Consider the following 21,251-nt stretch of genomic DNA (forward strand, 5'->3'; position numbering starts at 1 on the left):
ACCCTCCGGCCCCGCCTTCCGGGCGCCCTGCGGCGCCCGGCCCTCCGACGGCCCAGACGAAAGATCCCCCCATGACCGCTTCCAGCCCGCCCACCGACCGGCCCGTGCTGCACCGCGCCGCCGATTGTCTCTTTGGCCTCTCGGGGCGCCTCGCGGCACTGGCCCTGGTCGCGATCCTCTGCCTGGTGGTCGCGCAGATGGTCACGCGCTGGCTGGGCGTGCTGTTCCCGGGCGGGGCGAATTACGCGGGATACGCCATGGCCACGGCCTCTTTCCTGGCGCTGGCCGACACCTTCCGCCGCTCCGAGCACATCCGCGTCGCCATGCTGATCGAACGCGCCGGCCCCTGGCGCCGCGCGCTCGAGATCTGGTGCTATACAGCCGCCGCCGCGGTGGCGTTGTTCTTCGCCTGGTACGCGATCCAGGCGCCGCTGCTCAGCCACAAGATCCACGACGTCAGCCAGGGCCAGGACGGCACGCCGCTGTGGATCCCGCAGATCGCCATGGCGCTGGGCGCCTGCCTGCTGGCCCTGGCGGTGATCGAGCAGCTTCTGGCGCTGCTGCTGGGCGAGGGCTACGGCGTCGATGCCCCGGTGAAGCCGGTTCTGCGCGACCGGCTGGCGGCCCGGCCCCTGCGGTTGCTGGCGCTGGCGGGCAGCGCCCTGGCGATTTACGCCGCCGTGCACCTGATGACCGGTTTCGACCGCGATGCGACCGGCCTCAAGATCGGCGTCTTCCTCTTCGTGCTGTTCTTCCTGCTGGGCTCGGGGCTCTGGGTCGGGCTCGCGCTGATGGGCGTGGCCTACATGGGCATGATCGGCTTCACGCCGCGCAACCCCGGCAGCTCCATGTCGATCACGGTCTGGTCGAGCGCGTCGAGCTGGACGCTGACCTCCCTGCCGCTGTTCATCTGGATGGGAGAAATCCTGTACCGCACCCGCCTGTCAGAGGACATGTTCAAGGGGCTGGCCCCCTGGCTGGCGCGCTTTCCCGGCGGGCTGCTGCATTCCAACGTGGTGGGCTGCACGGTCTTCGCCGCCGTCTCGGGCTCTTCCGCCGCCACCCTGACCACCGTCGGCAAGATGTCGATCCCCGAGCTGCGCAGCCGCGGCTACCCGGAGCACATGATCATCGGCACGCTGGCGGGCGCCGCCACGCTGGGGCTGATGATCCCGCCCTCGATGACGCTGATCGTCTACGGCGTCACCGTGCAGCAGAGCATCACCAGCCTGTTCATGGCGGGGATCCTGCCGGGGCTGGTGCTGGCCCTGCTATTCATGGGCTACATCGCGCTCTGGTCGGTGCTGCGTCCCGGGCAGGTGCCAAGGCCCGATGCCGCGCTGCCCTTCCGCGAAAAGCTGCGCGCCTCCCTGCTGCTGATCCCCGTGGTCGTTCTGATCGTGGTGGTCATCGGCTCCATGTACCTGGGTCTTGCCACTGCGACCGAGGCCGCCGCCTTCGGGGTGATCGGCGCGCTGGTGCTGGCGGGCCTGCAGGGGTCGCTCAGCTGGGCGGCCTTCCGCGAAAGCCTGCTGGGCGCCACCCGGACCTCGGCGATGATCGCACTGATCCTGATGGGCGCCAGCTTCCTGACCCTGGCCATGGGCTTTACCGGAGTGCCCCGGGCCCTGGCACAGGTGATCGCCGACATGCATCTGTCGCCGGTGATGCTGATCGCCGCGCTGACGGTCTTCTACATCATCATCGGCATGTTCCTGGACGGGATATCCGCCGTGGTGCTGACCATGGCGATCATCGACCCGATGATCCGCGCCGCCGGCATCGACCTGATCTGGTTCGGCATCTTCGTCGTCGTGGTGGTCGAGATGGCGCAGATCACGCCGCCGGTGGGCTTCAACCTGTTCGTGCTGCAGGGCATGACCCGCCACGACATGAGCTATATCGCCCGCACCGCCATACCGATGTTCCTGCTGATGGTGCTGATGGTCGGCGTTCTGGTGGCCTTCCCGGGGCTCGCGACCTGGCTGCCCGGTATCGTGCAGGCCCACCCTTGAGCGCGCTGATCTGGCTGGGGCGCCATGCCTCGGCGCTGCTGGTGCTGGGCTTCGTCGTGGTGCCCTTCCTGCCCTTCGGCGCCGATCAGCTGCGCCCGGCCCTGCCGTGGCTGGTGGTGCTGGTCACGGCACTTGGCACCGCGCGCCAGCCCACCGACCGCGCCACCCTGGCCCGCGTCTTCGCCCCCCGCGCCACGCTGGCGATGGCGGGCTGGCTGGCCCTGAGCCAGGTGGGCCTTGCCCTGCTGGTGGTGATGCTGGGCCATGCCCTTCATGCCCCGCCCGAGCTGCTGGTGCTGATCGTCGCCTTCTGCGCCGCCTCGCCGCTCAGCTCGGCGCCCAACCTGGCGCTGATGCTGGGCTACGATTTCACCCTGGCGCTGCGGCTGACGCTGCTGGGCACGCTGCTGGCGCCCGTGCTGATGCCGCTGGCACTGGCGGTCTCGGGCCTCAGCTTCGATGCGCCGGTGGGCCAGGTCGCGGTGAAGGTGCTGGGGATGCTGGCCGGCGGCATCGTGCTGGGGCTGGGGATCCAGCGGCTCTGCGGCCAGGACCGCATCGCCCGCAACCCCGAGATCCTGAACGGCCTGGCCGCGCTGGCGATGATCAGCTTCCTGTTTCCGCTGCTGGCCGGCAGCCGCGCCGCCGTCGCCGCCGATCCGGTGCTGGGGGCGGAACTGCTGGCGCTGGCGCTGCTGCTGAACTTCGGCGGCCACCTGCTGGTGCGCGCCCTAGCCCGCCCGTTGCTGCCGCCCCCCGCCGCCCGGGCCCTTGGCCTGGTGTTCGGCAACCGCAACGTCTCGATCGTGCTGGCCTCGCTGCCCTTCGATCCGACGCTGACGCTCTTCGTCGCGGCCCTGCAATGCCCGGTCTATGCCACCCCCGTTGTCTTCGGCCTGGCCGCCCGCCTGCGCAACCGCACCGCCCCCTCTTCCTGACCCCCTCCCGTTAACGTTGTTGACAGAGAGGCTGAGCTTGCTCTTATTTGTAGTACAAATAGGGAGGAGAGTCGAATGCGGGTCACAGCCGCCATTCATCGGGCGTATGAAATCGCCGCCATCGACGACCGGCTTTACGCCGCGTTCATCGAACACATGGGCCGGGCCATCTATTCCGGGATCTACGAGCCCGGACATCCCCAGGCCGATGCCACGGGCTTTCGCCGCGACGTCGCGGCGATGGTGCGGGACCTGAACATCCCCGCGATCCGCTATCCGGGCGGAAACTTCGTCTCGGCCTACAACTGGGAGGACGGCGTCGGCCCGCAGGAGGCACGCCCCGTGCGCCTGGACCTGGCCTGGCGCAGCAAGGAGACCAACCAGGTCGGGCTGAACGAATTCGCCCCCTGGGCCGAGGATCTGGGCATCGACCTGATGCTGGCGGTGAACCTCGGGTCGCGCGGGATCTCGGAGGCGCGCGACTTCATGGAATACGTCAACCATCCCGCCGGCACCTACTGGTCCGACCTGCGCCGAAGCCACGGGGTCGAGGCGCCCTACAACGTGCGCATGTGGTGCCTTGGCAACGAGATGGACGGCCCCTGGCAGATCGGCCACAAGCAGGCAGACGAATACGGGCGCCTCGCGAACGAGACGGCCAAGGCCCTGCGCCAGCTGACCCCGGGCGCCGAGATGATCGTCTGCGGCTCCTCCAACGATGCCATGCCGACCTATCCCGACTGGGAACGCGGCGTGCTGGAGGAATGCTACGAGAATGTCGACTACATCTCGCTGCACAAGTATTTCGGCAACTCCTCGCGCGACACGCTGAACTTCTTCGGCAAGGTCGAGGAAACCGGTCGTTACATCCAGGCGATCGGCGGGGTGATCGACTTCGTGAAGGCCAAGAAGCGCGCCACCAACGATGTCCACATCTGCTTCGACGAATGGAACGTCTGGTATCACCGCCGCGAGGAGGACAGCCGGGCATGGGCCAGCTGGGACTGGCCCGAAGCCCCCGCCCTGCTGGAAGAGGACTACACCTTCGAGGATGCGCTCTTCGTGGCCTGCCTGCTGAACGAATTCATCCGCCGCTCGGACCGGGTGAAGATCGCCTGCATCGCCCAGCTGGTGAACGTCATCGCGCCGATCCGCGCCGAGGCCGGCGGCCCGGCCTGGCGCCAGACGATCTACTGGCCCTACCAGCTGGCTTCCCTGCATGGGCGCGGGCGGGCGCTGCGGGTGGCCGTGGACGGGCCGCGCTACGATTGCGCGGTGGCCGATGACGTCTCCTACCTCGACATTGCAGCGACCCATGACACGGGCGCCGGCACCGTCACCTTCTTCATCGTCAACCGCCACCTGAGCGAGGCCGCCGACCTGCGCCTGACCCTGGGCGATTTCCCCGGCGCGACGCTGCTGTCGCATCAGACCCTGGCCGGCCATCCGCTGATGGCGACGAACGGCCCCGGTCGCGAGGCCATCGTGCCGGTCCCCGGCCAGGGCCTCGGGATCGAGGACGACACGCTGGGCGGCCAGGTCGCGCCGCTGTCCTATCACGTCGTGAAGCTGAAGGTCTGATCATGGACGGGGTGAAACTGACCAACATCCGCAAGGCCTTCGGCCCGTTCGAGGTGATCCGCGATGTCTCTCTGGAGATCCCGAAGGGCGATTTCGGGGTCTTCGTCGGCCCTTCTGGCTGCGGCAAGTCCACGCTTCTGCGGATGATCGCCGGGCTGGAGAACACCAGCGGCGGCCGGATCGAGATCGGCGGCCGCGACGTGACCCATGTGGAACCCGCGAAACGCGGTGTCGCCATGGTCTTCCAGTCCTACGCGCTTTACCCGCATCTGAGCGTGGCCGAGAACATGGGCTTTTCGCTGCGGCTGGCCCGCGCGCCCCGCCACGAGCGCGAGGCCAAGGTGCGCGAGGCCGCGCGCATCCTTCAGCTGACCGACCACCTGGACAAGAAGCCCTCGGCGCTGTCGGGAGGGCAGCGCCAGCGGGTCGCCATCGGTCGCGCCATCGTGCGCGAACCGGAGGTCTTCCTGTTCGACGAGCCGCTGTCGAACCTCGATGCCGAGCTGCGCGTGCAGATGCGGCTTGAGCTGACGCGGCTGCACCGCCAGATCGGCGCGACGATGATCTACGTCACCCATGACCAGGTCGAGGCGATGACCCTGGCCGACGACATCTTCGTGCTGAAGGGCGGCCATGTCATGCAGTCGGGCCACCCGCTGCATCTTTACGACGATCCGGACAACCGCTTCGTGGCAGGTTTCATCGGCTCTCCGTCGATGAACTTCGTCTCGGGCGTGGTGACCCGGGCCGACGACACCGGGCTGGTCGCGCGCACCGAGGAGGGAGAGCTGCGCGCCCGCGTCCTGGGGCCCAAGCCCGGCCCCGGCGCCGAGGTGGTCCTGGGCATCCGCCCCGAGCATCTGGCGCCGGTGGAGGCCGGCGGCCTGCCGGTGCGCGTCGAGGTGGCAGAGGAACTGGGCGGGCAGTCCTTCGTCCATGCCCGTTCCGCCTCGGGTTCCGACATCGTCTTCGAGCGTCGCGAGAACCGCGCCCGTCTCGATGGCCAGGCGCTGCGGCTGGGGGCCGCAGCCGAGAAGGTCTTTGCCTTCACGCCCGAGGGCGGGAGGTTGCGCTAGCGCGCAGACCGGCATCCGCCGGATCACCATCCGCGAAGAGGAGCGCGGATTTTTCAAAGGGAGGATCACCATGAAATTCAGACATTTTGCCCTTGCGGCAACCCTGTCGCTGACGGCGCTGGCCGGCTCCGCGCAGGCCCAGCAAAGCGTGACCATGTGGGACTTCTTCTCGGGCGGCGACGGCGCCCGGATGAAGGCCCTCGTGCAGGCATTCAACGACAGCCATCCCGACATCCAGGTGAAGGCCACGACGCTGGAATGGGGCGTGCCCTTCTACACCAAGGTCAGGACCTCGGTGGCGGTGGGCCGCGGCCCCGACCTGATGAGCTATCACCTCTCGCGGCTGCCGCTGGGCCTGAGCGAGGGGGTGCTTTCGCCGATCACCGACACCGACCTTGAAAATGCCGGGGTGACGAAGGACGATTTCTTCACCACCGCCCTCAAGGCCGCCGAAGCGCCCGACGGCACGCTTTATGCCGTGCCCTTCGACATCCATTCCATCGTTCTTTACTACAACAAGACCTTTCTTGAAGGATCGCGCTTTCTCGATGCCGACGGCAAGCTGACCGGCATCGACAGCCTGGCCGATTTCGAAGAGGCGATGCAGCTGGCCAAGGACAAGGGCGCCGAAGTGCCGCTGACCTATGCCACCGCCGATGACGGCGGCGTCTACCGGGTCTTCTACACGCTGCTGGCCCAGGAAGGCGGCACGCTGATCGACGACCAGGGCAACGTGCTGCCCGGCGACAGCGCCCAGAAGGCCGCCGAGGCGATCCGCATCATGACCGACTGGCACGACAAGGGCTTCCAGCCGGAACAGGCGCTTTACGAAGCCTCGGTGGCGCTGTTCACTGCCGGCAAGTCGGCCTTCCAGCTGAACGGCGTCTGGGAGGTCCCGACGATGAAGGACTTCGAGGCCCAGGGCAAGCTGGGCTTCGAGTGGGGCGCGGTCGAGGTGCCCAAGCTCATGCAGACCCGCACCACCTGGGCCGACAGCCATGCCTTCGCGATCCCCGCCCAGCCCGAGGGCAAGCCGATGGACCCCGAAAAGCGCAAGGCGGTGATGACCGTCATCGGCTGGCTGGAGACCCACGCGATCGACTGGGCGGCGGCAGGCCACATCCCGGCCTACAAGCCGGTCGCCGAAAGCACCGATTATGCCAAGATGGAGCCCAACGCCACCTACGCGCCGCTGGCCGATCACGCCACCTACGACCCCCGCAGCACCATCGCGGGCGTGGCCTCTCCGGCCTATGACGCCGCGCTCAACATCATCTCGCCGGCCATTCACGGCTACCTCTCGCCCGAGGATGCGGTGACCCAGATGACGCAGGAACTGCAGGGCCGCCTGCAATGACCCCCACGCCCCCGCCGGAACCGCCGGCGGGGGCGTCCGGCCCCAAGAGAGGACCCGTTTCCGATGGCCATGATCCGGAACAAGACCAGACACAGGCTGGTCGCCTATTCACTGGTCCTGCCCTTCGTCGCGATCTTCACCCTCGTCTTCGCCTACCCGGTGATCGAGGTGATCCGGCTGAGCTTCACCAACGCGCCGCTGATCGGCGCCGGTGACTGGGTGGGATGGGACAATTACATCCGGCTGTTCTCGGACCGATTGTTCTACATCTCTGTCAAGAACAACGGCTATTTCGTGCTGCTGACCGTGGTGCCGACCACGGTGATCGCCCTGCTGATCGCGCTGGCGGTGAACCGGCTGTCGGGCCGGGTGCAGGCGCTGGCGCTGGTGCTGTTCTTCACCCCCTACGTGCTGCCGGTCTCTGTGGTGACGCAGATCTGGGCCTGGATGCTGGATTTCCAGTTCGGCATCCTGCAGCCGCTGTTCACCGCCATCACCGGCAAGCCGGTGCCGGTGTTCCGCAACCCGCACTGGGTGATGCCCGCCGTGGCGGTGGTGACGATCTGGTGGACCAACGGCTTCAACGTGCTGCTGTTCCTGGCCGGGCTGCGCAACATCCCCGGTGAACTTTACGAGGCCGCCGCGCTGGACGGGGCCACCCGGGGCCAGCTGTTCCGCCGGGTGACCTGGCCGCTGCTGTGGCCGGTGACCGCGCTGGTGCTGACGCTGCAGCTGATCCTGCAGCTGAAGCTGTTCGACCAGGTCTACCTGCTGTCCGAGGGCGGCCCGTTCAACTCCAGCTACGTGCTGCTGCTGATGGTCTACCGCGAGGCCTTCCAGCTCAATCACGGGGGCTATGCGGCGGCGATCTCGCTGGTGGTGTTCCTGCTGATCGTCGTGGTCTCGGTGCTGCAATACCAGCTTCTGCGGATCGGAGGAGGCCGGAAATGACCCGAAGACGCCTTGAGAACATCGCCCTTGCCGGCATCACCCTGACCGCCGGAGCAATCTGGATCTTCCCGCTCTACTGGGCCTTCGTGACCTCGATCCGCTCGGATGCGCGGGTGGTCTCGGACGGCGCCGGCCTGATCCCGGACGAGTTCAACCCGACCTCCTACGTGGACGCGCTGTTCAACACCTCGCTGATCGACTGGTACATCAACTCCATCGGCACCTCGCTGATCATCACCGTCGTGGTGCTGGTGACCGGCATGATGTGCGCCTATGCGCTCAGCCAGATGCAGTTCCCCGGACGCCGGCTGCTTTACCTTGTCGTGCTGGCCAGCTTCATGGTGCCGGCCCAGACCCTTGTGGTGCCCCAGTTCGAGCTGATGAACCGCCTCGACCTGATCAACCGCTGGGGCGGGATCATCCTGCCGCAGCTGGTCGTGCCGGTGGTGATCATCGTCTACAAGCAGTTCTTCGACGCCCTCCCGAAGGAGATGAAGGAGGCCGTGGTGCTGGATGGCGGTGGCGATTACACCCTGCTGTTCCGGGTCTACCTGCCGCTCAACTGGGGCATCACCACCGCGCTTGGCATCATCACCTTCATCATGAGCTGGAATGCCTTCCTCTGGCCCTTCCTGGTCGTCACCACCGAGAACATGATGACGATCCCGGTGGGCATCACCCAGGTCAACGACGCCTTCGGCGTGGCCTATGCCCGGGTGATGTCGGTGGCGCTTTTGGCCGCGGCCCCCGTGGTCATCGCCTACCTGATCTTCCAGAAACGGGTGACCGAGGCGGTGATGATCTCTTCCGGGGTGAAGGGCTGAAGGGCTGAGCCGCGCGCCCCGGGGCCTCAGACCTTCAGCGTCGGCAGGCCCATCTCGAAGACGGTGGAGCCGCGACTGTCCAGCAGCGCGGTATCCACCAGGGCGCTCATCAGGCGGCGGGCGCCCTCCGGATCGCAGGCCTCGATCCGCTCGAAGACCGCGGCATGTTCGTCCACCGGGTTGCGCCGGTGCGGGTTCGGCATGTCGCGGTAGCGGAAGGCGGTGGTATAGACCACGGCGGCGCAGATGCCGGTTTCCAGCGTCCGCAGCACCGGGTTGTGCGCCGCCACAAGGATCGCCCGGTGAAACGCCGCGTCGGCCTGGTGCCAGCGGTCCTCGGCCATCGGAAAGCTGCGCATGTCCGACAGCGCCGCCCGGAACAGCGCCAGGTCCTCCTCACTGCGGCGGGTCGCGGCGAAGGCGGCGGCCGAGGGCTCTATGATCGCCCTCATCTCGTAGAGGGCGCGGATGTACCAGTCGGGCGGCGCGCCGCTCTCGAAGCTCCAGCGCACCACGTCGGGATCCAGCAGCGACCAGCTGTCGCGCGGCGTGACCCGGGTGCCGCTGCGGGTCCGCGTCACCAGCATTCCCTTGCCCACCAGACGCCGCACCGCCTCCCGGTAGGCCCCGCGCGAGATCCCGGTTTCGGCCAGGAAATCCATCTCGGTCGGGACCGGCGCGCCGCTGGGATAGACGCCGGTGACGATCCGCCGCCCGAGCCAGTCGGCAATGGATTCGTTCTTCCGCTTCTCGGACTGGGCGGAGGCATCGAAGGCTGGCAGGTCGGAGGATCTGTCGGGCATGTCGGATGATGGATTTCCGGAAAGGAATGTGTCAATGCCGCCCGTCGCACCCGAAGGTCCCGGGGCAGCCCCGGTGCCACTCTAGCGGCCCCGGTGCCACAGGCAAAGGCATCGCTTGGTGCCAGCGCCGGCACCGGGCGGCCTCAACCTATCCGAAACGCCGGCGGCTCCTGCGCCGCGCAAGGCGAACGGGACCCCGGCGCAACCCATGTGCGACCGCCAAAAGCCCCTCCTACCGGCCCGGTTTCAGATGCGCGGAAACCGGCCCAGATCGGGCTTCACAGTGCCGTGACACCCCCGATAGGTCCGACCCGGCCCCTTGCGCTTGCCCCGGGCCGGGGTGCAGGGATCGGCATCCTGGCGCTGCGTCCCGCTGCGGCGTCCGCCCGAAACGGCGTCTCCTCCCGGCGTCCGGAGCCGGGTCCGCATTGCCAGGGGATGCCCCGGCCACCCGGCCGGTCCATCCGTTCCGAAGACCAGAAGACCGGAGTTAAAGAACCATGAAGCGTTCCGTTTTCGCCCTCGCCGCCGCGCCTGCCCTCCTCCTCGGCGCCAGCCAGGCGATGGCCGTGACCACCCAGCCCGTCCTGGAGGACCAGGACGTTGCCACCGTCGTCAAGGCTGCCGAAGACGCCATGGCCCAGCACAACGTCAAGGGCTGCGTCGCCGTGGCCAACAGCGACGGCCAGATCATCTTCTTCGAACGCCAGCAGGGCGCCTATGCCAGCTGCGATGCCTCGGCGATCGCCAAGGCGCGCACCTCGGCGCTGTTCCATGCCAAGTCCGACGACTTCATGAACATGCTCAACAAGGACGGCGCGACGAACCTGCTGGGCGTGCCGGATCTGGCACCGATGCCCGGCGGCATGCCGCTGGCCCTGAACGATCAGGACCTGGGCGGCGTCGGCGTCAGCACCCCCGATGGCAATATCGACACCCCCGTCGCCGAAGCGGCAGCGGCCGCCCTCGGCGCGAAGTAAGACCTTCGGCGCGGCCCGTTTCAGGGCCGCGCCCTCCCCCGCTCAGGGGGCCAGCATGACCTTGCCGGGGCGGCCCGGCGTCAGCGCGGCGACCATTGCCGCCTCCAGCTGATCCAGCCCGAAGGTGCCGCCGGTTTCCAGCACCAGCGCACCGCTCATCGCCAGTTCCAGCAGTTCGCCGATCAGCGCGCGGCGCTTCTCGGGGGCCATGTCGGCACTGACCTGCGCGCCCCAGAACCCCTTGATCGTCAGCTGTTTCATGATCAGCGCGCCCGAAGAAAGCGGCATCGGCGCGCCGGTCGCGGTGCCGAAGACCACCAGTTCCCCGTTGACCCCCAGCAGCTGCGTCAGTGCCGCGCCGACCTCGCCTCCGACCGAGTCGATGGCCGAAACCACGCGCCCGCCGCTCATCAGCGCCTCGGCCTGCGCGATCCAGTCGGGATCGGAGGTCGAGAGCACCGCCTCGACCCCGGCGGCACGCATCGCCTCGGCGGCCTCCTCGCGGCGCACAAGGTTCAGCAGGTGGATGCCCCGGGCCCGCGCCAGGCCGATCATGATCTGGCCAACCGCACCATTCGCTGCCGTCTGGACGATCCAGTCCCCGGGCTGCGCCTTCAGCATGTCCAGCAGCGTGATCGCCGAGAACGGCATCGCGATAAGCTGCGCGCCCATCTCGTCCGAGAGCCCCTCGGGCAGCGGCAGCAGAGAGGCCGCAGGTGCCAGGAAGGCCTCGGCCCAGGTGCCATGCACCCCGGCGACGGCAATGCGCCGCCCGATCAGCGCCGCATCGACGCCCTCGCCCACGGCCTCGACCGTGCCGGCAGCCTCAGAGCCTCCGATGGCGCCGGGCAGCGGCGGCTTGTAGCCGTAGCTGCCGCGGATCGTCCAGAGATCATGGTTGTGCACCGGCGACAGCAGGGTACGCACTCGCACCTCGCCCGGGCCCGGCTCCGGAAGCGGCATGTCGCGGCATTCGAGAACCTCCTTCGGTTCCCCGAAACGGTCATGTACGGCAGCTTTCATCGTCTTTGTCCTTTGTCGCGCGCCCGGATGGGCGCAGGGATCGGCTGGCGCCAGAATGCCCGGATCACAGCGTCGCGGCCAGAGCCAGACTGTCGGGGAAGGAGCCGGCGAAGGTCTGGCCGTGGGTCAGCCCCGGCAGCACCTTCAGCTTCAGCGCGATGTCGGGGCGGTGGCCCAGCGTCTCGGCCAGGGCCAGGGTCAGCGGCGCGGGCCCCTCGCGTACCGGACGCCCGTGCGGCGCCCCTTCCTCGTGCTGCTCGTGGTCGCCCAGCTCGATCAGCAGGCGTGCGCAGGCGCCCTCGCCCAGAGGGCTGCGCCGCGCCAGGCCCTGCAGGTCGTCCGTCATCGCGTAGACCGAGGGGCTGACTGCCACCCAGCCGGCAAAGGCCTCGGGCGTCTCAAGAAGGGTCGAAAGGGTGAAAAGACCGCCGTAGGAATGTCCCCAGAGGCTGCGGCGGTCCGGATCGAAGGGCAGGTCCTCCTCGACGGCGCGGCGCAGCGGCCCGCGCAGCAGGCGGCGGAAGCTGCGGTCTCCCCCGGTGGCGCGCCCGGCCCGGTCGGTGAAATCGGCGGGCAGAAAATCATAGGCCCGCGCGGCGCCGTCGAAACGGCTTTCGATCGGGTAGCCGATGCCGACGATGGCCAGACCCGGATGCGCCGCCAGCAGATCGCGCGGCAGGGCGCTGAAAGCCGCATTGCCGTCCAGCATCCACAGCGAGGGCCAGCCGCCGGCGGGCGGCGCGGCCTTCGGCAGGGCGCGGAACAGGCGGTAGCGGCGGGCCCCCATCTGGACCTCCCAGCGATCCAGAACGTGGCTCTCGGGCGGGGTATCGAACAGCGGGTAGGGCGCGGGGCCGTCATCGGGCCGCGCCCAGAGCGGGCCGCAGGGCAGGCAGGCAAGCGCCGACAGCAGGGCGGCACGACGGGTCAGGATCATGAGAGGCAACCTCCGGGTCAGGAACGGCTGGCGGAGGCTGGCCCGTTTGTTCCTTACCCGTACCAGCCCGTCGCCGCAATGCGTCAGCCCCGGATCCTGCCCGGTCGGAGGGAACGCCGCCTCCCCTCGGCGCCCCCTCCCCGCTTCGCGCGTCTGTCCGCCCCTCCCCGGGCCGGAGCGCGCGAAACCTGATGTCCGGAGCTCAGCCCACGGGCCGCAACTCCAGGGAAGCGATCAGCGCGGCCCAGCCCTCGCGGGTTTCGGCCACGGCACCGACCGCGAGCTTGCGGCGGGCCTCGGGACCCAGCCCCGTGGGCCCGAGCGCCTCGATCGCCTCGCGCAGCGCCGCCACCGCCCCCGGCGGCACGAAGCGGACCTCGGCGCCGCCGGCATGGTCGCGCAGGCCGTCGATGCCGGTGGCAATCAGCGGGCGCCCGGCCACGCGGGCCTCCAGCGCGGCAATGCCGTAGGCCTCCCAACGGGAGGGCATCAGCACCGCGTCGACCCCGGCCATGGCCGCCACCGGATCCTCGACATGGCCGTGGAAGGTCACCCTCAGGTCCTCGGCGGCCAACGCCTCAAGCGCGGCACGCTCGCTGCCCTCGCCGAAGATGTGCAGCTCGGCCCCGGGATCGGGCAGCGTGCGGAACGCGGTGATCATGGTGTCAAAGCCCTTCTGGCGGTCCAGCCGTCCGAAGGCGCCCAGCACCCGGGGCCGGCCCTGCGGCCCGGGCAGCGCGGCAAAGCGGGTCAGATCGACGACCGAGCGGATCACCGTCAGCCGCGCCCCGGGCACCAGGCCGCGGTCGCGCAGCCAGGTGCCCTGCCCCTCGCTGACCGCGACGACCCTGTCAAACAGCGCGTAGGCGGTCCGCAGCAGCGTGTGAAAGCGCGCCCGGCTGGGCACGTTCAGCGCCGTGAAACCCTCGGTGTAGCTGTGTTCGACATGGACGATCTTCAGCCCGGGGTGGCGGGCGCGCAGGGCGATCAGCCGGGGCAGCGCGCGCCAGTTCACCGACAGGTGAGAGACCACCAGATCGGCCTGCAGCGACAACCGCCCGACCCGACCGCGTGGCACCGGCATGATCATGTGGCCGGCCTGGCGCGCCAGGGCGGGATCGGTGGCCAGGAACTCCAGCATCCGCATGACGCCGCCGGGGGTGGTGTCATCGACAAGGTGCAGGATGCGGGGACGCGGCGATCCGGGGGCAGGCATCGGGAAGCTTGGCAGGATGGACATGGAAGGTCTCCTCGGGGGTGCTCAGGCGGGACGGGTGGCGGCGCGGTGCAGGCGCTGGCCCAGCGGATGGTCGATCAGCAGCGCGGCGGCGCCGGTGGTAAGGGTCTTCAGCGGCTCTTCGGCCAGCGGGCGCAGGCTGGTCGCCAGGGCGCTGCGCATCAGGCGGCGCGACTCCGGGCCCTGCTGGTCGCTGACGGCGCGGCGCGCCAGATAGCGCAGCTGGTAGGCCCGCGCCGCCGGCAGGTGGCGGGCGAAGAAGGCAGGATCGAGCGGCGTCAGCTTTTCGACCATGCGCTGCCAGGAGGCGTATTGCCGCCCCGTCGCGGCGCTCAGGCCGCCGGGCGTGATGCGATAGCGGGTCAGCAGGCCGGGGATCCCCTCGATCTGCCAGTCGGTGGTCAGCGCCAGGCGCAGCCAGCATTCGATGTCCTCGGACTGGCGAAAGGTCTCGTCGAAGATCCAGTCGCGCTCGCGCTCCTGCGCCGGGCGCCAGGCCAGTGCCTCAAGCGCGGCGCGCCGCATCACCGCAGCCGAGCCGTTGCCGACCGGATTGCGCTTGAAGACATGAGCGGCGGAGATGCCGCTCAGCCGTGGCTGCTGGCTGCGGCGCAGCAGCCGCCCCGAGGCATCCATCAGCACCGAGCCCGAGAAGGACAGACCGACCAGCGGATCGGCCTCAAGGTGGGCGACATGAGCGGCCAGCTTGCCCGGCGCCCAGAGGTCATCGGCATCGCAGAAACCGATGTAGCGGCCCCGGGCGGCATGGATGCCGCTGTTTCTCGCCCCCGCAAGGCCCCGGTTGGCCTGACGCACCAGACGGATGCGCGGATCCCGGGCGGCCATCGCGCCAGCGATTTCGACGCTGTCATCGGTGGCGCCGTCATCGACGACGATGATCTCAAGATCGGCAAGGCTCTGGCGGGTCAGGCTGTCCAGAGTTTCCGCCAGGGTCGCGCGGGCATTGTAGCAGGGCACGACGATGGAAGCGGTGGGGCCGGAAGCAGCGGGGGCAGTGCGGGACATGGGGATCCTCCTCAGCGGGTGAACAGCGTGCGGCGCAGGACCGGCGGCAGGACGGGGGCCAGAACGGCAGCGGCCAGGGTGGCGCAGCCGCGATGGGCGGGCAGAAGGAAGCTGCGCGGTGCCTGGCGCAGGCCCCGCACCGCAAGCTTCAGCGCGGTGGCATCGCCCCGCCCCACCCGCAGCGCGCGCCGGGCAAGGTAGCGCAGGTGCACCGCCTCGGCGCCGGCATCGGGGCTGAAGCCGTAGCGCGCGGCGCTTGCCAGCGCCTGTGCCCGGCCCCGCGCCATCGCCTCGAGATCCGCCGATAGACCCAACGGAGAGGCACGGTACCAGACCAGCACCGCGTTCAGCGGGCGCAGGCTGGCGCCCTCTCCGACCAGGCGGATCAGCCAGTCGAGGTCCTCGTTATGGACCATCGCGGGGTCCAGCCCGCCGCTGGCCAGGAAGACCGGGCGGCGCAGGGCGATGTTGGACATGGTGCAGACCGGGTTTTCCCCCAGCAGCATCGCAATGGTGAGCGGCCCCTCGGGCAGCGTCGAGATCGAGCGCGCATCGGCGGGTTCCTCGCGGAAGAAGGCGACCCGCCCGAAGGCCCCGGCGCAGTCCGGATCCGCGAAGGCCGTCCGAAGATGCGCCAGCTTGTCAGAGCTCCAGAGGTCATCGGCATCGCAGAAGGCCAGGATCTCACCCTCCGCGAGGAACGCGCCGAGGTTGCGCGCCGCCGAGGGGCCCTTGCCGATGTTGCGGATCACCCGCAGGCGCGGATCGCGGGCGGCGGCGGCCTCCAGCAGGGCGCGGGTGCCGTCGGTGGATCCGTCATCGATGCACAGCGCCTCCCAGTCGGGGCAACTCTGGGCCTGAAGGCTTTCCAGCGTCCGCCCCAGCGTCGCCTCGGCCTGGAAACAGGGGATGATGATCGAGAAACGCGGCATGGTCAGGTCCTTTGAGCGCGCGGGCCGAAGCCGGCGATGAGAGCAGGAAGCGAGGCCGCGCCCATGCCGATCACGGCGGTGGCGAGGTATCCCCAGGCAAGGGCGGTCAGGCCGAAGGGGGCCATGACGGCGGTGTTGATCAGCAGTGCCAGCGTCAGCAGGGCGGTGGCGCGCAGCTCGTCCGTGGTGCGTTCCTCGGCGCGCAGCCATCCGGCGGCGCTGGACCACAGGCACATCGGGATCGCGGCCAGGCACAGGATGCCCACCACCGGCGCGATGCCCTGCCAGCCGGGGCCGAACATCAGCGGCACGTACCAGGGCGCCAGCAGCGACTGGAGGATCACCAGCGGCGCGATCCCCGCAAGGCTGAGCAGGATGCCCTGGCGCAGCGCGTCCAGGCGGTTCTCGGCGCGGGCCAGATGCGGGAAGATCACCACCGACATCGCGACCGAGAAGGACTGCGCCAGCCCCAGCCCGGCATTGAAGGCCAGGAAGTAGAGGCCCAGCACCTCGGGGCCCATCAGCGCGCCGACCAGCAGCTTGTCGGCCTGAAGACGCAGCGCCTTGACCAGCTCGATCGCCAGCACCCGGGCACCGAAGCCGGTGAAATGGCGCAGCGGCACCCGTCCGGCGGCGGGATCGGGGCGCCAGGGCCGCAGCCGGCGCATGCAGATCAGCCAGACCGGCGCGCTGAGCAGACGCGGCAGCACCAGCGCCAGGGCACTGGGCCAGACCAGCGCCAGCGCCGCCGAGGCGAGGTTGGCGCAGACCACCTGCCCCCCGGCGATGGCAGCCGTGCGGTGCATCCTGCCCTCGCGCATTGCCAGGGCCGCCTGCACCAGACCTGCGGGCATGAACAGGTATTCCAGCGCCAGCAGCGCCACCAGCGCGCCGATCACCGGGCTGTCCTGCATCAGCGCCAGCGCCGCCCCCAGCGCCATCTGAAGGGCGCAGAGGCCGCCGCACCACAGGGTGAAGATCCGGCGGGCACTGGCACAGGTCGCCTCCAGCCGCGCGGCGGGGGCGGCGATGATGCGCTGGTTGACGCCGTTCTCGGTCAGCGCCTTCAGGATGTCCGACACCGCCAGCGCCGCCGCCGCCAGGCCGATGGCCCCCGCCTCCATGGTGCGGGCCACGGTGATCACCACCAGCAGCCGCGAGGCCTTGGACGCCATCTCGGAGGCGCCGTAGGACAGCAGGCTGCGGGCGAAGGGCACGCGGGCGATGGGGGTTATCAGGCGCATGAGGGCCAAGGCTCGGGTCTCCGGATCGGGTGAAAGGCAGTGTCCCCGGTACCTTGCGCGATCCGTGACGCAGCGTCGCGGTCGCGGCGGGACAGTTGCATACTGCCCACGGACAGGGCCCAATCCGTTGGGATACCCCCGCAACACGACCGGAGACGTGGACCTGTCCGGCCTGCTTGTCCTAGACAGGATGGGACAGCTTCCGCTTCGTCACCCCAGGGAGGACCTGCGTGAACCACCCCCGCCTGAAGACTGCCGGACTTGCCGTGGTGCTTGGCCTTGCCGGATGCACCAGCTACCAGCAACCCGCCAATCTGGGCCCCGTCGCCTCGGGGCAGGATTACCAGGCGCAGTGGCGCACCCCCGATGTCAGCCGCAACCGGGCGGATTTCCTGCGCTCTCCGGCGCTGAACGCGCAAAGCTGCCACGCCTTTCTGGGCGGTGAACACGGGCCGCTTGGCAAGGGCGCGGGATACGGCGTGCTGGCGCTGCGCAGCGAAAAGCTGACCCGGGGCGATCTGCTGGACATCCGGGTGGAGGACGACGCCACCTTCAACGGCGCCTACGAAGTGTCGCGCGACGGCACGATCCGCCTGCCCTTCCTTGATCCGATCCCCGCCCAGGGCCGCAGCATCGACGAGGTCGAGGCCGAGCTGGCCGCCGATCTGGTGAAGGATGAATTCTACGAGACCGCGCCGCGCGTCTCGGTCCGGGTGATGGACCTCGCGCCCGTCAGCGTCGGTGTCTCGGGGGCGGTGTTCGAACCCCACGAGGTCGGCATCGGGCCTGCGGGCGGCGATCAGCGCGACGCGACGCGGGCAGCGGCGCTTGGCGCCTCGACCGATGCGCGCAACCTCTCGGCGGCGATCCGGGCGGCGGGCGGCGTGCGCCCGGATGCCGATCTTTCCGCGGTCGAGCTGCGCCGGGGCGGCAAGGTCTACCGGATCGACATGCGCGGCGTCTTCGAGGGCAAGCGGGTGGTCGATGTCATGCTGATCTCGGGCGACGAGGTCTATGTGCCCAGCCGCGAATGCTTCCAGCAGGACCTCATGAAGCCCTCTCCGGTCAGCCCGCCGGGGGTGTCGCTGTTCCTGTCGAACCTGACCCAGCCCGCCGCCGGAAACGCCATCTCGGCCGTCGGGCAGGAGGTGCGCGAAGTGCCCTGGGGCACCCGTTTCATGCAGGCGGTGGTCGATGCCAACTGCGTCGGCGGGCCACGCAGCACCAGTGCCGACCGCTCGGCCCTGCTGATGACCCGCAACCCCGAGACCGGCGTTTCCGTGGTGATCGAGCGCGACATCGAAGACATGCTGCGCCGCGCCGACCGCGACGATTACGACCCCTACCTGATGCCCGGCGATGCGATCGCCTGCTACGACAGCACCGTCACCAGCGTCGGCGAAGTCGCCCGGGTGCTGGGGCTGGTGGGCGTGGTCAGCTTCCTGCGCTGAAACGGGGGGCTGCCCCCCTTCAGCGGCTCTCAGGCGGGGGCCGGTTCGCCTTGCAGCGCCGCCACGCGATCCCGCGCGACCTCGCGCAGGTGGACCCCCAGCAGCAGCAGTGCCGGCCAGAACATGTAGGCCTCGATCTCCAGGTTCTCGCCGAAGGACAGCAGCACGATGGTCATCAGGATGCCCAGCGGCAGCCGCCCCCGGGGATGGCGCGCGGCATCGAAGACGGTCAGGCCGATATGTGCCACCAGCGGCACGAACAGCGCGCCGAACCCCACCAGCCCCTTCACGAACAGCAGCCCGTACCAGGTGTGATGGCTGCCGATGGGCATGTATTCGACGATATGGGGCCCCGGCTGCACCCGGCCATGACCGAACCAGACGGCCTCGGCCTGCCAGCGTTCCTGGGCGATGCGTTGCAGGGTTTCGCGCACCCGGGTGCTGTCGGCGCGCGCGCCCTTGAAGGCGGCGACCCCGGACCTTGCGCTGGCCACCAGCCAGGTCCCCACCACCGCAAGCGAGGCCGTGACCCCCGACAGCGCCAGCCAGGCCGAGCTTTTCAGCACCAGCGGCAGCATCCGGGGGCCGCCGGTGCAGGCCACCAGCCCGACCAGCCCCATGCGGGATTTCGACGCGAAGATCATCAGCATTCCCGCCGCGATCCCGGCGGCGCGCCAGCCCCTGTGGCGTTCTTCCAGTGCAAACAGCACCATCACCACCCCGATCAGCGCCGCAAAGGGCGACCAGGGCAGGTAGAACTGCCAGCGCGGCGTCCAGCTGGCCGGGTCATAGGTGAAGAAATAGACCGAGAAATATTCCGGCCCCGGCCCCCCGATGGCCTTGAGGGGCGAGACCAAGATGCGCTCCGGCATTCCCACATGGGGCGCGGCCAGCATCACCGGCGCCAGCACCAGCGTCCAGAAGCCGATGGCGCACTGGCCGCGGATCAGCACCTCGCGCCGGATCGGCAGGACGGAACCCGCGGCGATGAACAGCGCCACCAGCGCCCAGCCCTTGGCCCAGCCGATGGAGGACTTGATGGTCTGCTTCAGCCCGAGGTCCCAGTTCAGATGCCCGGCCCAGAGCGCGATCAGCATCACCGCCATGCCCAGCAGCCAGAGCCAGGCGATCAGCGGCAGCGGTCCGGTGGCGCGCAGGTCGGGGCGCATCGCCGGACCGAGGTAGAGCGAGAGCATCGCCAGGAACATCAGCGTCCAGCCCATGACCGGCCCCACCACGTAAAGCGCGCCGATGCCGTAAAGCACCCAGGTCAGCACCATGGTACGCCAGATCAGCGCCTCGGCGGGGTTCATGCCCGCAGGACGCGCCCGCCCGGTCATGCCCGCCCCGCCGGACGCGCCAGCACCTTGTTGATCAGCGGTCGGCGCAGCCACCCGAGCAGCAGCCCGAACAGCAGCATCATCGTCGCCGCCCCCCCCGCCGCCAGCGCCAGCTTGCGGTTGGGCGAACTGGGCCGGTCGGGCAGCGAGGGGTCCTCAAGCTCCTGCACCAGCGGGTAGGAGGCGTAGATGTCGGCCTTGGAGGACTGGGTGCGCGCGATGGCAGAGGCAAAGACGGCCTCGGCCACGGAAAAGTCGCGCTGCATGTCTTCCAGACGCGCGGCCAGCGGCGCCAGCTCGGCCAGGCGGGTGCTTTCCGAACGCAGCCGTATGGTCATCTTCTCGTGCTCGGAGGCCAGGCCCTGCCGGTCGGCATCGGCGCGCACCAGCTCGGCCAGCAGATCGGCCCGGGCACCGGGATGGGCCAGGTCCAGCCGCCCGATCCCCGCCTCGTCCAGCCCGGTCAACGCCCCCGCCCGGGCCCGGGCCATCTGGCGCGCCGCTGCAAGCGCCGCACTGGCCGAGGTCACGTCGGGATGGCGCGCGCCCACGCGCGAACGCGCCTCGGCCAGGCTGGCCGTATGGCGGGCGATCTCGTCCAGCAGGGCGATGTAATCGGCATCGGCATACAGCTTCAGCGTCACCGCCGCCTGGTCCGCCGCGATCCCCAGCGTGCGCGACAGTGCCGCCACCGCCTGTTCCTGCTGCGCCAGATCCGAACTGAGGCCTGCAAGCTCGGCCCGCAGGGTGTCGTTGGCGGCCACCTGCTGTTCGTACTGGCCGAAGGACACCAGCCCGGTCAGCCTTTGCAGCGCCGCAATCGCCGCCCGGGTCTCGGCGATCGACCCCCGGTAATCCTCGATCGCATCCAGCGCACCGGTTTCGCGCACCTCAAGCTCGTCCCGGCGCAGCACGTCGACCTCGTGGAAGAAGGCGCGGCGCACCGCCTCGGTGCGCGCCCGCGCCAGCTCCGGGGTGCCGCCGCTCATGCGCACCCGGATCAGGCCGGTCTGGTCCACCAGCTCGACCTTGGGACGGCCCATCTCGCGCACGGTCTCGTTCAGCGAGCGTGCCGCCTGATCCAGGATCCGGTCGGCGCTGATCAGGCGCTTGTAGGTCTCGGTCGGGCTGATCGAGGAGGAGGAGAAGGCCGAGTTCGCCGAGGAGGACGCCTGCCCGATATTGGCCAGGTTGACCGAGGCGGCAGCCCCCGACCCCGGAAGGATCAGCGACATTTCAGAGGTGTAGGACAACGGCGCAGTCTTCAGGTAGCCGGTGATCGGCATCCAGATCCCGGCCCCGCCCAGCCCTGCCAGCAGCAGGTAGCGCGGCATCCGGAGCAGATCGGTCGGCCGCCCGCCCCCCAGCAGCCGCCAGATCGAGAGCTGGCGCGGCGGGGTGCGCAGCAGCCCCGGGATCGGGGCGCGCTGGCGGCGGGTCTGGGGGGCGGGCATGTCGGACATCGGGGGCTCCTTTCCCGATCAGCCTAGCCGCCCGGCCCGGCCCCGGTCCCGGCCAAGCCCGGATAGGCCCGTC

Annotated in this window: 18 protein-coding genes and 1 pseudogene; 10 read left to right on the forward strand and 9 right to left on the reverse strand. The window is 69.5% G+C overall.

The features are described 5' to 3' along the window. Nucleotides 1-71: 71 nt before the first annotated feature. The 8 genes and pseudogenes from KM176_RS25115 to KM176_RS00130 form a co-directional block, all read left to right on the forward strand. Nucleotides 72-551: pseudogene (locus tag KM176_RS25115) on the forward strand (TRAP transporter small permease); the annotation flags it as partial. Nucleotides 552-689: 138 nt separating this feature from the next. Next, nucleotides 690-2,015: a TRAP transporter large permease gene (locus tag KM176_RS00100; protein WP_236045141.1), complete on the forward strand. Its 1,326-nt coding sequence runs from the start codon at nucleotides 690-692 to the stop codon at nucleotides 2,013-2,015. Beyond that, nucleotides 2,012-2,953 carry a hypothetical protein gene (locus tag KM176_RS00105; protein ID WP_160891485.1) on the forward strand — a complete coding sequence of 314 codons (942 nt, stop codon included), beginning with the start codon at nucleotides 2,012-2,014 and terminating at the stop codon, nucleotides 2,951-2,953. The genes KM176_RS00100 and KM176_RS00105 overlap by 4 nt, the downstream gene beginning before the upstream one ends. Nucleotides 2,954-3,028: 75 nt before the next feature. After that, nucleotides 3,029-4,534: an arabinosylfuranosidase ArfA gene (arfA, locus tag KM176_RS00110; protein ID WP_160891487.1), complete on the forward strand. Its 1,506-nt coding sequence runs from the start codon at nucleotides 3,029-3,031 to the stop codon at nucleotides 4,532-4,534. 2 nt (nucleotides 4,535-4,536) lie between these two features. Next, complete coding sequence (locus KM176_RS00115; protein ID WP_160891489.1) at nucleotides 4,537-5,610, forward strand: ABC transporter ATP-binding protein; 1,074 nt, start codon at nucleotides 4,537-4,539, stop codon at nucleotides 5,608-5,610. A 70-nt stretch (nucleotides 5,611-5,680) separates the two neighbouring features. Continuing rightward, nucleotides 5,681-6,967, forward strand: a complete 1,287-nt coding sequence (locus tag KM176_RS00120) for an extracellular solute-binding protein (RefSeq protein ID WP_160891491.1) — start codon at nucleotides 5,681-5,683, stop codon at nucleotides 6,965-6,967. Nucleotides 6,968-7,030: 63 nt separating this feature from the next. Next, nucleotides 7,031-7,918: a carbohydrate ABC transporter permease gene (locus KM176_RS00125; protein WP_160891493.1), complete on the forward strand. Its 888-nt coding sequence runs from the start codon at nucleotides 7,031-7,033 to the stop codon at nucleotides 7,916-7,918. Then, a complete protein-coding gene (locus KM176_RS00130; protein WP_160891495.1) occupies nucleotides 7,915-8,742 on the forward strand; it encodes a carbohydrate ABC transporter permease in 828 nt (275 codons plus the stop codon). Before KM176_RS00125 ends, KM176_RS00130 begins: the two co-directional genes overlap by 4 nt. Nucleotides 8,743-8,768: 26 nt before the next feature. Here the strand turns inward: KM176_RS00130 and KM176_RS00135 are convergent, their stop codons facing one another. Beyond that, the gene (locus tag KM176_RS00135) at nucleotides 8,769-9,545 is read right to left on the reverse strand and encodes a FadR/GntR family transcriptional regulator (protein ID WP_160891497.1); all 777 of its coding nucleotides are present in this window, start codon (nucleotides 9,543-9,545) and stop codon (nucleotides 8,769-8,771) included. A 500-nt stretch (nucleotides 9,546-10,045) separates the two neighbouring features. Between KM176_RS00135 and KM176_RS00140 the strand changes: the two genes are divergently transcribed. Continuing rightward, nucleotides 10,046-10,525 (forward strand): GlcG/HbpS family heme-binding protein, encoded by a 480-nt coding sequence (locus KM176_RS00140; RefSeq protein ID WP_160891513.1) that lies wholly within the window; start codon nucleotides 10,046-10,048, stop codon nucleotides 10,523-10,525. A 42-nt stretch (nucleotides 10,526-10,567) separates the two neighbouring features. Here the strand turns inward: KM176_RS00140 and KM176_RS00145 are convergent, their stop codons facing one another. The 6 genes from KM176_RS00145 to KM176_RS00170 form a co-directional block, all read right to left on the reverse strand. Further along, nucleotides 10,568-11,548, reverse strand: coding sequence for a zinc-binding dehydrogenase (locus KM176_RS00145; RefSeq protein WP_160891515.1), 981 nt, complete (start codon nucleotides 11,546-11,548; stop codon nucleotides 10,568-10,570). A 64-nt stretch (nucleotides 11,549-11,612) separates the two neighbouring features. After that, the gene (locus tag KM176_RS00150) at nucleotides 11,613-12,485 is read right to left on the reverse strand and encodes an alpha/beta hydrolase (RefSeq protein ID WP_160891517.1); all 873 of its coding nucleotides are present in this window, start codon (nucleotides 12,483-12,485) and stop codon (nucleotides 11,613-11,615) included. Nucleotides 12,486-12,687: 202 nt separating this feature from the next. After that, nucleotides 12,688-13,725, reverse strand: a complete 1,038-nt coding sequence (locus tag KM176_RS00155; RefSeq protein WP_236045115.1) for a glycosyltransferase — start codon at nucleotides 13,723-13,725, stop codon at nucleotides 12,688-12,690. 21 nt (nucleotides 13,726-13,746) lie between these two features. Further along, nucleotides 13,747-14,748: a glycosyltransferase family 2 protein gene (locus KM176_RS00160; RefSeq protein ID WP_160891519.1), complete on the reverse strand. Its 1,002-nt coding sequence runs from the start codon at nucleotides 14,746-14,748 to the stop codon at nucleotides 13,747-13,749. An 11-nt stretch (nucleotides 14,749-14,759) separates the two neighbouring features. Next, complete coding sequence (locus KM176_RS00165) at nucleotides 14,760-15,680, reverse strand: glycosyltransferase family 2 protein (protein ID WP_215558750.1); 921 nt, start codon at nucleotides 15,678-15,680, stop codon at nucleotides 14,760-14,762. Nucleotides 15,681-15,682: 2 nt separating this feature from the next. After that, nucleotides 15,683-16,924: an oligosaccharide flippase family protein gene (locus KM176_RS00170; RefSeq protein WP_160891523.1), complete on the reverse strand. Its 1,242-nt coding sequence runs from the start codon at nucleotides 16,922-16,924 to the stop codon at nucleotides 15,683-15,685. 230 nt (nucleotides 16,925-17,154) lie between these two features. Between KM176_RS00170 and KM176_RS00175 the strand changes: the two genes are divergently transcribed. Beyond that, a complete protein-coding gene (locus KM176_RS00175; RefSeq protein ID WP_160891525.1) occupies nucleotides 17,155-18,375 on the forward strand; it encodes a polysaccharide biosynthesis/export family protein in 1,221 nt (406 codons plus the stop codon). Nucleotides 18,376-18,404: 29 nt separating this feature from the next. On the opposite strand, the gene KM176_RS00180 is transcribed toward KM176_RS00175, so the two are convergent. Then, nucleotides 18,405-19,715 carry an O-antigen ligase domain-containing protein gene (locus tag KM176_RS00180; protein WP_236045116.1) on the reverse strand — a complete coding sequence of 437 codons (1,311 nt, stop codon included), beginning with the start codon at nucleotides 19,713-19,715 and terminating at the stop codon, nucleotides 18,405-18,407. After that, on the reverse strand, nucleotides 19,712-21,178 hold the full coding sequence (locus KM176_RS00185) for a GumC domain-containing protein (RefSeq protein WP_160891527.1): 1,467 nt from the start codon (nucleotides 21,176-21,178) through the stop codon (nucleotides 19,712-19,714). The genes KM176_RS00180 and KM176_RS00185 overlap by 4 nt, the downstream gene beginning before the upstream one ends. Nucleotides 21,179-21,251 lie beyond the last annotated feature (73 nt).

Source organism: Pseudooceanicola endophyticus, assembly GCF_018760365.1.
Lineage (GTDB): Bacteria > Pseudomonadota > Alphaproteobacteria > Rhodobacterales > Rhodobacteraceae > Pseudooceanicola > Pseudooceanicola endophyticus.